Genomic DNA, 13,780 nt, shown 5'->3' on the forward strand with positions numbered 1-13,780 from the left:
AATTTTACCTAAGGAAGAAATGGCTACGCCATTTCTTCCTTTTAAAAACGTTACTGGGTTTGGTTTTTAAATCACAAAAGTGTTATCACACTTTCGTGATTTGGTATTAAATAATAATTAAAAAAATTGCAAAGCAATTTTTTTAATTATTATTTAGAAGCAAAAACTTTTTGGGTTGTTTGCTTACACCATTTCAAAAATTCTGGGGTAATAATCCCTTGCGGATAAAAAATTGTACCGATCACAATTAATAAACCAAAAATAATTAATCGCCCATCCTTAAGGAAATTACCTAACCACAAAGGAATATTACTAATACTTGCCATACCCCTCAAAGCTTCAGGTAAAGCAGTTAAGAGAAGACCACCGACCACGGGTCCCCAAAAAGTACGAGAGCCACCAATCAACACAAAAGCTAAGAAGATAATACTCGCATCAAAAGTTCCCTGCCTTGCATTCCATGTATTCAAAAAATGGGCGCTTACGGCTCCCACCATTCCCGCTAAAATCGCCGCCAAAGTAAAAGCTAAAACCTTGTAATAGGTCGGATTAATTCCCATTGAATCGGCAGCTAACTCATCTTCACGAATGGCAATCAGCGCACGTCCCACCCGAATTTTTTCGAGGCGATACATAAAAGCCATACTCAAAAATAAAAGCGGTAAAGCAATCCAAAGATATTCCAAAGGTGATTGAAAGGGCTGAGGAATACCAAAAATGCCCACAGCACCACCCGTAATTTCCAAATTCAAAGAAACTACCCGCAAAATTTCGACAAAAGCGATCGTCGCGATCGCCAAATAAATCCCCCTGAGGCGCAACACAGGAATTCCCAAAACTATTGCCAAAAGCCCAGAAACTAATCCCGCCAACAACATCTCCAGCAATACCCACCAGATTGGCAAAGCTCCTGTGGTTGTAGTTAAAATCTTAGTAGAGGCGATCGCTGCAATATATCCACCCAAGGCATAAAACCCCGGAGTCGCTAGGGATAACTGTCCCGCCATCAAAGGCAAATATACGGAAATCCCGAGGATCGCCCCAAAAATTGCCGAAACTAGCAAAAAACCATAGGTATTAAAAAATTCAGCCATCATTCAGATTTGTTGTTGATTTGTTGTTGATTGGTTATTTTCCCAATTGGAGCAAACCTCTTCATTTAAAAAATAACCTCCTATTGCCTTAATTAGCTATCATTAGTCAATGAGTAACAGCATCTTAAGAATGTATTAAGATTTTCTGTAAAATTAAGCACAACTCAAAGCGCAATCATTACGCGATCGCTGTTTTGAACTAAGAGCTTTTTGCATCAGCATCGGCTAATGTAAAAAAACTAACCTCATCTCACTAAGTTTTAGCGATTTAATTTGTCTTAATACAAATTAAAACCGCCATATCAACAAATAGAAAACCCTAGCGTAAATCTTAAACAGCAAGATTTCTACGCATCAATTAGCAACCATCAATTCTAGAGAGTACAAACAGTGGACATTCAAATTGGGCGCGGTAAAACTGCACGCAGAGCCTATGGCATCGACGAAATTGCATTAGTACCAGGGGGCAAAACCCTCGATCCCAATGTTGCCGATACATTTTGGGAAGTTGGCGGAATTCGCCGCGAAATTCCAATTATTGCCAGCGCTATGGATGGCGTTGTCGATGTGGATATGGCGGTGAAGCTTTCTCAGTTAGGCGCACTTGGTGTAATTAACCTTGATGGCATTCAAACTCGCTACGACGATCCCACTCCGATATTGGAAAAAATTGCCTCCGTAGGGGTTACCGAGTTTGTTTCCCTTATGCAAGATCTCTATGCAGAACCTGTAAAGCCTGAACTCATTCAAAAACGCATTCGCGAAATCAAAGAAAAAGGCGGTATTGCCTGCGCTAGCAGTATTCCTGTTAATGCCTTTAAATATGGACTGATTGCGGCGGAAGCAGGTTGCGATCTCTTCTTCTTGCAGTCCACCGTAGTATCTACCACTCACATTGCTGCCGAAGGATTAGTTTCCCTCGATCTCGCAAAATTCTGCCAAGAAATGCCAATTCCTGTACTAATGGGCAACTGTGTTACCTATGATGTCACCCTAGAGCTTTTGCGTGCAGGAGCCGCAGGGGTTCTCGTGGGTATTGGTCCTGGAGCCGCCTGTACTTCTAGAGGCGTACTTGGAGTCGGCATTCCACAGGCTACTGCGGTAGCTGATTGTGCGGCTGCTCGGGAAGACTTCTTCAAAGAAACTGGTAAATATGTACCAATCATTGCCGATGGTGGCTTGATTACAGGGGGAGATATCTGTAAATCGATCGCCTGTGGTGCTGATGCCGTTATGATTGGCTCTCCCTTTGCCCGAGCCAAAGAAGCTCCCGGACGTGGCTTCCACTGGGGTATGGCAACCCCTAGCCCTGTTTTGCCACGCGGAACCAGAATTCGGGTAGGTACAACAGGTTCTTTAGAGCAAATTTTGCGAGGGCCAGCAGGACTTGATGATGGCACACACAATCTTTTGGGGGCACTCAAAACTAGTATGGGAACTCTAGGAGCCGCGAGCATTCGTGAAATGCAGCAGGTGGAAGTTGTCATCGCACCTTCACTCTTAACTGAAGGTAAGGTTTACCAAAAAGCTCAACAGTTGGGTATGGGCAAGTAGCATTTAAAAACTCATAAGTGCTTGTGCAAAATAAATTACCAAAACCCGTAAAGTTGCGCTCCGTAGGGGCGCAACTTTACGGGTTTTGGTTTGTAATTAATTATGCCTAGCTACTTAACAATTCAGAAAATAGTGAAGCAATTTTCTAAATTGTGATGAAACGAAAAGAGAATCGAGTTTTTTGGTATTACTAATCTCTTTTCATTTTTATGTTCTAAATTTCTATATTGCGTCCCTTCGAGGTACATTCTCTCAAATCATTTAATCTCACAAATTAAAGAGAATTGCTATATAATTATAGAAATTTGAAGAATTAAGCAATATTAACTGTCCAAAAAACATTGCTGGCATGTTATCAAGGTAAGTAGGGGAAACTGTAGGGATTATTTCTAAAAATATTTACTGGTGACAGATCAAGCTGGGGAATAACCAAATTACTATGGCAAAGATTCTACTAATTGAAGACAATGAAATGAATCGTGATATGTTATCTCGAAGACTAAAGCGTAGGGGGTTTGATGTGGTAGTTGCTTTTGATGGGGAGTCAGGAGTAAGCACCGCTAAATCAGAACTTCCTGATTTAATTGTGATGGATATGAGCTTGCCAATCCTCGATGGCTGGGAAGCGACAAAACGGCTAAAGCAAATAAATTCTACTTGCAACATTCCAATTATCGGCTGTTCGGCTCATGCCATGGTGGGCGATCGCGAAAAAGGAATGGAAGCAGGATGTGATGATTACGACACTAAACCAATTGAATTTGGGAGACTCTTAGGAAAAATCGAGAAGTTACTGGAGAAATATAGTGGAAATTAGCGAGGCGCAAATATTAATAGTTGATGATGACCGAATGAATCGGGAAATTCTCTTTCGGCACTTAATAAATTTAGGATATACAAACATTAGCTTGGCAGATAGTGGGAAAACAGGGCTGGAGATAGTTGACGCTCAACCTATTGACTTGATTTTGCTAGATATGATGATGCCCGTGATGAATGGCTTAGAAATGCTGGTGCGGTTGAAATCCAATCAAAAATCACGAGTTATTCCCACAATTATCATATCTGCCTTGGATGAGAAGGAAATGATGCTTTCCAGTATTCAAAATGGAGCAGAGGATTATTTAATTAAGCCCTACGATCGCTTTCTGCTTAAAACCAGAGTAAGTGCCTGTCTTGAGAAAAAACTGCTGTACGATCGCGAAGCTTTAAACAAGAAAAAATTAGAAGTTGCTTACGAAGAATTAGCGCTCGCCTATTATCAATTAGAAATAGTCAAAAATGAATTAGACGCGCTATCCCATCGGGATGGCTTAACGGGGATTTCTAATCGCCGTTATTTTGATACGGTTTTGGAAAGAGAGTGGAATGCGGCAAAGAGAGAAAGAAAAAATTTATCGCTCATTTTATTTGATATTGATTATTTTAAAAAATATAATGACACTTACGGACATCTGGCGGGCGATGATTGTCTATGCCAAGTGGCAGGTACGGCTTCGCAAGTGGTTAAGCGTCCCCGTGACACCTTAGCGAGATATGGTGGTGAAGAATTTGCCGTGATCCTTCCCGATACGGATGCCTTGGGAGCAAGCTTTTGCGCTGAAGGGATTCGCGATCGCATCGAATCTTTGCATATACATCACATAGCTTCACAAATTCATCCCTACGTCACCGTTAGTGTGGGAGTCTCCTCCATTAACCCTCATTTAGAAGTTGCTATTTCTCAGCAATTAATTAAAGAAGCGGATTTGGCTCTATATGAGGCAAAGCGGGAGGGTAGAAACTGCGTTAAAGTATGGTCGAACAAAGGTCGATAAAAAGAATTTTTATTGGGAAATAGTTGGGTAATTATATATGGAATTCCAAAATTTTCAGGTCTTAATTGTAGATGATAACGAAATAAATCGCGATATGCTAGCGCGGAGACTGCGGAGAAAAGACTTTGATCTATCAATGGCAGTGGATGGACGTGAGGCTCTGTCTATGATTCAGTCACAACCTTATGATTTAATTCTGTTAGATATCATGATGCCTGAGGTGGATGGATATGCGGTTCTGAAGTATATAAAAAAAGAATCAAGATTCCATAATATTCCCGTGATCATGATTTCGGCACTGGAAGAAATGGACAGTGTGATGAAATGTATGGAAATAGGTGCAGATGATTATCTTACTAAGCCCTTTGATCCTGATATGTTGAAAGCCGCCGTTAATCGTTGTTTAGCGGACAAGATTAAGCCTGCGGGGAGACCGCCTTCCAACCCCACGCCTGCGATTACTTATATCCAAGAGCCTCCAACGGTTGCAGTCAAAAATCAAACTACATCGGTGAACTTTCCTGAAGATACAACTCGCGGAACATCAACGGCGGCGTTAAGTATTGATGATGTTGTATTTCGGATTATGAAAAAAGGATTTATTAATCGGAAGAGTTACCTTTATTTTAGCAAGGCTATTTTCAATACCTTATTTGAGAATGCAACTTTGAGCGAGCAAGATGTTTATCAAATTCGTTCTCTTTTTGATGCTATTCAAGCGGGACGAATTAAAGTAGTTGACTCAAATTAAAAATTGATGTTACGTGGAAGTTAGTAAAGCCCTAGCTACTCTCCCGCAGGCTACCGTGTACAAGTATGTCTACGTTTTAAGGTTTAGATCCCCCTAAATCCCCCTTTTTAAGGGGGATTTAGGGGGATCTCTGGTAACTTACGATATTGCGACAACTTGTGTATACACAGTAACTCCCACAGGAGAGAATAATCCCCGAAAGAAAGGCAGCGCTTCGCGCTGCCTTTCTTTCGGGGGAAGGATTGCTATACCATAGAAAATTAGTAGAAACCGATAAAAGGTAATAGAGATTAACGTGTCTACCAATGTATCTGGAAATTTAGGATCTGGAAATTTAACAGAAACGATTCAAAGTACCCGCACTGCCGCGATCGCGTTGGCAAAATTGCCGAGTGCATCTAAAAATATCGCTCTAGAAGCGATCGCGGTGGCACTAGAAAAAAATGCAGATCGAATTTTGACGGCAAATCAAAAAGATGTCACGGCGGCGATCGCGGCTCAATTGCCTAACGCCTTAATTGCCAGACTAAAGCTGGATGCAAATAAATTGCAAAGCATGATCGCAGGGGTGCGCGATGTGATCCGTCTGGCTGACCCCATCGGCGATCGCCAAATTCATCGAGAGCTAGATGCAGGCTTAATATTAGAGCGTCTGTCCTGTCCTTTGGGCGTAATCGGGGTGATTTTTGAGGCGCGTCCCGATGCGGTGACGCAAATTGCCGCCCTTGGGATCAAGTCGGGAAATGGGGTAATTCTGAAAGGGGGCAGTGAGGCGGTAAATTCCTGTGAGGCGATCGCGGCGGTAATGCAGGAAGCCTTAGAGCAGAGCTATACCGAAAATCAAGGGGTTTCGCCCCATGTCGTACAGCTATTAACCACCCGTGCCGAAACCCTCGCCATTTTGCAAATGGATAAATTAATCGATCTGATTATTCCTAGAGGTTCTAATCAGTTTGTGCGCTATATCCAAGACAATACGCATATTCCTGTGTTGGGACATGCCGATGGCGTTTGTCATTTGTATGTTGATGGGTTGGCAGATGTCACTAAAGCTGTAGTGATCGCGGTCGATAGCAAGACCCAATATCCGGCCGCTTGTAATGCCATTGAGACTTTGTTAGTTCATGGCGCGATCGCCTCTAAATTTCTGCCCCTTGCCCAAGCTGCCCTGCAAACCAAGGGGGTGAAGCTATTGGGTTGCGATCGCACAAGAGCCATTATTGATATTCAAGCGGCTACTGAGGCAGATTGGTCTACGGAATATTGCGATTTGATTTTGTCGATCAAAATTGTGGATACGTTAGAAGCAGCGATCGCCCATATCACTCACTACGGCTCCAAGCATACCGAAGCAATTGTTACTGAAGATCAAGCGATCGCGGATATTTTTACCAGTGATGTTGATGCCGCAGGGGTTTATCACAACTGCTCCACGCGCTTTGCCGATGGTTTTCGTTATGGCTTTGGCGCAGAGGTCGGCATTAGTACTAATAAGATGCCTCCACGCGGACCCGTTGGTTTAGAAGGTTTAGTCACCTATAAATATCGTTTAGTAGGCAATGGTCATATAGTTGCTGACTATGCGGGTGCTAATGCTAAGGCATTTACCCATCGAGATCTCTAAATAAAAAATGAGTTGCAGCGCTTTGCGCTGCAACTCATTTTTTATTTATGTAAATTGGCAAGATCTGGCTAATCCTTTTTGTAAAAGCTCTTGGTAGATGAGATCCTCAACTTCAAAAGCGCCAAATCTTTCTAAGTGCGGATTCATTAACTGAGCATCAAATAGAGCATAACCACGCGATCGCAAATGCTCCACTAATTTCACCATCGCCACCTTCGAGCCTTCAGGAATTTTAAAAAACATGGATTCACCAATAAACATTCCACGAATAGCGATCCCTAAAATTCCTCCCGCCAATTGATCCCCTTGCCAAGTCTCGAAACTATGCGCCCAGCCAGCTAGATGTAAATCTTGATATAAAGCTATCAACTCTTGCGAAATCCATGTGGTTTCGCGATCGGCGCAGCCCTGTACGACTTGGCTAAAGGCGCTATCAATCCTTACTTCAAAACGATTTTGGTTGAGGACACGTTGCAAAGACTTGGGATAACGAAACCGATTATCTAAAGGAATTAAAGTGCGCGCATTGGTGTAGTACCACTCGATAGGCTGACCATCCCCTTCAGACATCAAAAAATAGCCTTGGCTATAGCCGTCAATAATGCTACGGATATTAAATCTTTCCACGAATAGAATTTCAACTCGTAATTAGGAAACTGATTATTGTCAACTTTACTTGTTTTAGGATCTCTTAATAAATATACATATCCGATCTGTAGTGGTCTACTAAGTAAATATGTACTTAAAACGAAAAATGAAATGAAAAATTTATATATATTTTAATTGATAAAAATTTAGCTAAAAACAAGTTACAAAAAGTAAACAAAATAAATGGCTTGCTCTTGTTAAGTATAACTACTTATTAAGAGCAAGCCATTTATTTGTATAAACTGTTTTTAAATGGGTTTTGAAATTCAGAATCTTTAAATAGGCTGATTCCGTTTGAATGATCATATTTTGCTAGATCTTATACAAAAACTGGGATCGCTTAATATTTTCTTTATAGTTTGAACTACCTCTTTAGAATGAGACTAACTACCGATCCCGAAACCCTTGAGTAATCAAGATTTTGCTGTAAATAAGCAAAAATACTGATTTTGCCACCTATTTATCCCAGACCTAGCGATTAAGGCTCGTTTTTTTAAGAGTTAAATATGAAATTTGTGAGAACGGCAATAAAAACAAGTGGCTTCCTAGAGCTAGGTAGAAATTACCACTTGCTTTAGGAAACCACTTATTCTTTTTGTTTTTTATTAAGTTGGTATTTAAATTCAGAGCCTATATATATGCTGGCTCCGTTTGAATAATCATATTTTGATAGAAAATCGCACACTTTGGAGATCGCTTAATATTTTCTTTACGGTTAAGTAAAGTCTTTTTGGATTTGAGTATTTATACTTATTATTTATTGCATTCTAAATGTGATTTTGCAGAATTTAATATCAATACTGATAGCGAATATGTTGCTCAAATCGTCGTTTTAATTGTTTTCTTAATATACATTTACAAGTTTTTAATTGTTGATTTTTGTATCGATTTGTTGTGATTAATGTCAATATGTATCACCTACTTAATAATCTAGCTACCTAGAGCTAAACCGAAAAAGAGAAATGCAGCGCGAAGCGCTGCATTTCTCTTTTTTGGTTTAAGGTATACCCAAAAGTAGAAAAAGCGAAACTCACTTTCTCTACTTTTTGATCCATACAGAGACTGAACCACCATTACAGCGAAACTCTGCCCAACCTTCTTCATTGGTGATCACAGGCTCATCTACCTGCTCGGTGATATCGATATAGGTACTATTAGGCTGTCCGACATTCATCCATTTACGACCTTCCTCACTATTACTTAACACCACGGCCATACCGCCAGCATGTTCTTCATCTCCTAATCTTGTCCAGCCAATCGTATTGGGATGGTCGAAATAATCAATCTGCTCACCATAGGAATAGGTTTGACGTGCAAAAAGAAACTTATCCAACCAGCCTTGATGACTCTCCATCCAAATTTCATACTCGTTACCATCTTTCCCCTTATCTTTGTAATGTGCGCCGTAATAATCAGCATAAAAAATACAAGGATATCCTTCTTGTCGCAATAAAATTAGCGCATAGGCAAGAGGCTTAAACCAGTCTTCGACAATTGACTCCAAGGATTGTAATGGTTGCGAATCATGGTTTTCAACTAAGGTAACTGCAAGGGTTGGCTGGACTTTGACTAAAGTGTTTTCAAAGATTTTACTGAGGTCATAGTCTTGCCCAGCTTGACTAGCTAGATGAAAATTCAAGTGCAAAGGCGCATCAAACAGATCGATCTTACCCTCGGTAACCGCAATGAAATTATTTAAAGCTTCTACTTCGTAAGACCAATATTCTCCCACCGCAAATAAATCTCGTTTAGCATGGTGACGCACATGCTCTAACCATTCTGGAAAGAAACTCGCTGATACATGCTTAACCGCATCAAATCGAAATCCATCAACCTTGGTTGTATCATAAATCCATTCTCCCCAATATTTAAGTTCTCCCTGCACTTCAGAATTTTGCATGTCAAGGTCGCAACCCATCAAATAATCAAAATTCCCCTTCTCGAGATCAACGTCATTATCAAAGGATTTTCCTTTTAGTAGATAGATAGCATCTTCCCCTTCGTTGTAGGCGTTGTAATCAATCCCATCAAAATGCCACCAATGCCATTCCATCGTAGAGTACTTACCCTTACGTCCCTCAAAGGTGAAATGAGTCCAAGCTTTGATCTTTTGATATTCGCCGACTGTCTCATGGCGATTTTCCGTACTAAAGGGTGTAGCTTCTACTTCTTCTGGATGGTCCGCTCCCATCTTGTGATTAAACACTACATCAGCATAGATCTGGATTCCTGCTTTCTGAGCGGCTTGGATAGCACGAATATATTCGTCTTTAGTACCATATTTAGTTCTAATGGAACCTTTCTGGTCAAATTCTCCAAGGTCGAATAAGTCATAAGTGCCATAGCCTACATCCATACCACCCGCAGTACCTTTGTATGCAGGGGGTAGCCATAAGGAAGTAATACCAGCTTTTGCTAATTCTTCAGCTTTTTCGGCTAACTGATTCCATAAGCTTCCGTCATCTGGCAGATACCAGTGGAAGTACTGCATCATCACGCCATTCTGATTAGACATTGTTAAATTCTCGATGTAATGTATCAAAAGAAATTTAATTATATTAGCAACTTAAAGCTTTAATCTATACACAGAGAGCTTTCTAGACTTCTAATCCCCCAAATAAATATACAAATCATACATCAAAAATTACATAGGAGGTTCTTATACTCGATCTAGGCTAGAGCTAGTACCCATAAAGTTTTGAGCCTATTTTGATTTAGTTTTAACGAGGTGTGCGATCGCATATATATCATCTAAATACTTATTGTTACATTTTGTGTCGTAATTAATCAATTCACTCATTTTGTTCATGAAATCGACCATGACTCACCACTATAAAAACCCTATTTGAAGAAAGTTATAAAAATCGCAGGTAACCATAGATACTCCCTTCTCGTCGAAAAAAATAGACATATAAAACCAAGGATTAGTAGTGCGGCGCTTCGCGCCGCACTACTAATCCTTAGCTGGTAAGGAAGTAGGTAAAAGAACTAATCGGAAATTCCTAAGGGTTCAACCAAACAAAGGCGATCGCTAAATTAGCGATCGCCTTTGTTTGATTCTGAAATCGCGGCAGCCTAGTACGGAAACACACACTCTTTAACAAGGTAGAACCGATCCCATTAAAAAGTCAGACACTCTAAGATATTCACAGATGTTTAAACCACAGGAGGTAACTCGCGATGCAACCAACTAATCCTAATCAATTTACCGAGAAAGCATGGGCAGCGATCGCAAGGACACCCGATGTGGTCAAAGCCGCCCAACAACAACAAATAGAGCCAGAGCATTTACTAAAATCCTTGCTAGAAGAAGAAGGGCTAGCATCAAGTATTTTTAGCAAAGCGGGGATTAGTATTCAGCGTTTGCGCGATCGAACCGATGAGTTTATTAATCGTCAGCCCAAAGTATCTAGCTCAAATACGGCGGTGTACTTAGGCAAAAACTTAGATGTATTACTAGATCGTGCCGACAAGGAACGTAAGAGTTTTGGCGATGATTTTATTTCCATTGAGCATATCCTCTTGCCCTACTGCAAAGACGATCGCTTCGGCAAATCCCTCTATCAAGAAATGGGACTCGATGAAGCAAAGCTCCGTAATATTATTCAGCAAGTACGAGGCAGTCAAAAAGTGAATGACCAAAATCCCGAAAACAAATATGAAGCTTTAACTAAATATGGTCGTGATCTTACAGAATTAGCCCGTGAGGGTAAGCTCGATCCCGTCATCGGTCGTGATGATGAAATTCGCCGCACGATCCAGATTTTGTCGCGTCGCACTAAAAATAATCCTGTCTTAATTGGGGAGCCGGGGGTAGGCAAAACGGCGATCGCCGAAGGGCTAGCTCAACGCATTCTTAGTGGTGATGTCCCTGAATCTCTCCAAGATCGTAAGCTGATTGCTCTCGATATGGGCGGCTTGATTGCGGGGGCAAAATATCGAGGTGAATTTGAAGAAAGGCTGAAAGCGGTTCTCAAGGAAGTTACCGAATCAAAAGGGCATATCATTCTATTTATTGATGAAATTCATACCGTTGTCGGTGCGGGAGCTACTCAAGGCGCAATGGATGCAGGTAACTTGCTGAAGCCGATGTTGGCGCGAGGTGAGTTGCGTTGTATTGGTGCAACTACTTTGGATGAATATCGTAAATATATTGAGAAAGATGCAGCCCTTGAGCGTCGTTTCCAACAGGTTTATATCGATCAGCCCAATGTCGAAGATACGATTTCAATTTTGCGGGGCTTGCGCGATCGCTACGAGTTGCATCATGGCGTAAAAATTTCGGATACCGCCTTAGTTGCCGCCGCTACCCTTTCCAATCGCTATATTAGCGATCGCTTCCTACCTGACAAAGCGATCGATCTCGTTGACGAATCTGCGGCGAAGCTAAAAATGGAAATCACTTCTCAACCTGAAACCCTTGATGAAATCAATCGTAAGGTAATTCAGCTAGAGATGGAATGTCTCTCTCTCAAAAAAGAAACTGATCGCGAGTCCCTAGATCGCCTCGAAAAATTAAACAAGGAATTGGGGGACTTGAAGGAAGAACAAACTACTCTCAAGGCTCAGTGGGAAGCAGAGAAACAAGTAATCGATAACATCCGTAAACTCAAGGAAGATATTGATCATGTGAATCTAGAAATTCAGCAAGCAGAACGCAATGGCAATGATTTGGCTAAGGCTTCAGAACTTAAGTATGGCAAACTTCTCGAACTTCAACGTCAGTTAGAAATTGCGGAAGTCCACCTCAAAGAATCACAAACTTCAGGGCGATCGCTATTGCGTCAAGAAGTCACAGAAGAGGATATTGCCGAAATCATTTCTAAATGGTCAGGTATTCCCGTTAGCAAGCTGGTGGAATCGGAAAAAGAAAAGCTCTTACAACTTGAAGATGTCCTTCACGATCGCGTAGTTGGTCAAGAGGAAGCAGTAACAGCAATCGCCGATGCAATTCAGCGATCGCGTGCAGGGCTTGCCGATCCGAACCGTCCGATTGCAAGCTTTATCTTCTTGGGACCTACAGGTGTCGGTAAAACGGAACTTGCCAAAGCTCTCGCCGCCTATCTCTTCGATACCGAAGACTCGATGGTGCGGATCGATATGTCCGAATATATGGAGAAGCACAGCGTTTCCCGTTTAGTCGGCGCACCTCCCGGCTATGTGGGCTATGAAGAAGGCGGACAATTAACTGAAGCCGTGCGTCGTCGCCCCTATGCTGTAATCCTCTTTGACGAAATCGAGAAAGCGCACCCCGATGTATTTAACATCATGTTGCAAATCCTTGATGATGGTCGTGTTACCGATTCCCAAGGGCGCACTGTTGACTTCAAGAACTCAATTATCATTATGACCAGCAACGTTGGCTCGCAATATATTCTCGATATCGCAGGAGATGATTCTCGCCATGAAGAAATGCGGGCAAGGGTAATGGAAGCGATGCAATCAAGCTTCCGTCCTGAATTCCTAAACCGTATTGATGAAATTGTGATCTTCCATGCCTTACGTCGTGAGGAGTTACGCCGTATTGTCAAACTCCAAGTTCAGCGCTTAGAAAAACGTTTAGGCGATCGCCGCATGACTCTAAAACTTGCGGATGCGGCTCTCGATTTCATCGCTGAAGTGGGCTATGACCCTGTGTACGGAGCGCGTCCCCTCAAACGCATCATTCAGCGACAACTGGAAACCCAGATTGCGAAAGGTATTTTGCGTGGAGAATTTAGCGATGGCGACACTATTTTTGTGGATATCGAAAATGAGCGTCTTGCCTTTAAAAGGTTTGCCGCAAATTTAGCCACTGTTTCTTAATTAAAAATATGAGAGGCGGTGCTTCGCACCGCCTCTCATATTTTTACTCATCAATACCAAGCGATCGCAGCTTTGCTAGTAATAACTCCACCTGTTTTTGAGCAGCATCTGCTCGTTGTTGTTCAGCCTTGGCTTTTTGGCTCTCTATATCAGCTTGTTCATCAGTAGTGAGATAGCGATCGCCTTTTTCATCAAACCAGCTTAAAACTTCCCGCCGAAAGCGATCGCTTGGCAATACAGCCCGTCCCATCCCTAAGCCGATTTCTGGCATCCACAATGGTTCTCCAATTTGCAATTGATAATCACCATCCACTAATTTATAAACCTCAAAGGGCAAATGTCCATCACGCCGCCAGAATTGAGGATTATAAATTACATAATACTTAACCCCTAATTTGCGATAAATCTCTAATTTCTTCTCATACTCATCGCCATAGGTATGGGACACAACTTCTAAGGTCAAAATTGGGGCGGTATAGTCTTCTTC

10 protein-coding genes are annotated in these 13,780 nt (G+C 41.7%); 6 read left to right on the top strand and 4 right to left on the bottom strand.

Features of this window, described 5'->3' with window-relative positions; translation table 11 throughout:
- Positions 1-149: 149 nt before the first annotated feature.
- Positions 150-1,094, bottom strand: a complete 945-nt coding sequence (locus H6F42_RS19390) for a branched-chain amino acid ABC transporter permease (RefSeq protein ID WP_190401039.1) — start codon at positions 1,092-1,094, stop codon at positions 150-152.
- 390 nt (positions 1,095-1,484) lie between these two features.
- Between H6F42_RS19390 and H6F42_RS19395 the strand changes: the two genes are divergently transcribed.
- The 5 genes from H6F42_RS19395 (at position 1,485) to H6F42_RS19415 (ending at position 6,840) form a co-directional block, all read left to right on the top strand.
- Positions 1,485-2,648, top strand: coding sequence for a GuaB3 family IMP dehydrogenase-related protein (locus tag H6F42_RS19395; RefSeq protein ID WP_190401031.1), 1,164 nt, complete (start codon positions 1,485-1,487; stop codon positions 2,646-2,648).
- A gap of 439 nt (positions 2,649-3,087) precedes the next feature.
- Positions 3,088-3,465 carry a response regulator gene (locus tag H6F42_RS19400; RefSeq protein WP_190401032.1) on the top strand — a complete coding sequence of 126 codons (378 nt, stop codon included), beginning with the start codon at positions 3,088-3,090 and terminating at the stop codon, positions 3,463-3,465.
- Positions 3,455-4,465, top strand: coding sequence for a diguanylate cyclase (locus tag H6F42_RS22370; protein ID WP_347272334.1), 1,011 nt, complete (start codon positions 3,455-3,457; stop codon positions 4,463-4,465). The genes H6F42_RS19400 and H6F42_RS22370 overlap by 11 nt, the downstream gene beginning before the upstream one ends.
- A 37-nt stretch (positions 4,466-4,502) precedes the next feature.
- The gene (locus H6F42_RS19410) at positions 4,503-5,216 is read left to right on the top strand and encodes a response regulator (protein WP_190401033.1); all 714 of its coding nucleotides are present in this window, start codon (positions 4,503-4,505) and stop codon (positions 5,214-5,216) included.
- 295 nt (positions 5,217-5,511) lie between these two features.
- The gene (locus H6F42_RS19415) at positions 5,512-6,840 is read left to right on the top strand and encodes a glutamate-5-semialdehyde dehydrogenase (protein WP_347272335.1); all 1,329 of its coding nucleotides are present in this window, start codon (positions 5,512-5,514) and stop codon (positions 6,838-6,840) included.
- A gap of 45 nt (positions 6,841-6,885) precedes the next feature.
- Here H6F42_RS19415 and aat read toward each other — a convergent pair whose 3' ends face one another.
- Positions 6,886-7,467, bottom strand: a complete 582-nt coding sequence (gene aat / locus H6F42_RS19420; RefSeq protein WP_190401034.1) for a leucyl/phenylalanyl-tRNA--protein transferase — start codon at positions 7,465-7,467, stop codon at positions 6,886-6,888.
- A gap of 1,060 nt (positions 7,468-8,527) precedes the next feature.
- Positions 8,528-10,003, bottom strand: coding sequence for an alpha-amylase (locus H6F42_RS19425; protein ID WP_190401035.1), 1,476 nt, complete (start codon positions 10,001-10,003; stop codon positions 8,528-8,530).
- Between the two features lie 665 nt (positions 10,004-10,668).
- On the opposite strand from H6F42_RS19425, the gene clpB reads away from it, so the two are divergent.
- Positions 10,669-13,293, top strand: coding sequence for an ATP-dependent chaperone ClpB (gene clpB, locus H6F42_RS19430; protein ID WP_190401036.1), 2,625 nt, complete (start codon positions 10,669-10,671; stop codon positions 13,291-13,293).
- Between the two features lie 43 nt (positions 13,294-13,336).
- Here clpB and H6F42_RS19435 read toward each other — a convergent pair.
- Positions 13,337-13,780, bottom strand: a 444-nt coding sequence (locus tag H6F42_RS19435; protein ID WP_190401037.1) for a Uma2 family endonuclease, incomplete at its 5' end; no start/stop codon positions are given.

This window comes from Pseudanabaena sp. FACHB-1998 (assembly GCF_014696355.1).
Taxonomy (GTDB): Bacteria; Cyanobacteriota; Cyanobacteriia; order Pseudanabaenales; family Pseudanabaenaceae; genus Pseudanabaena.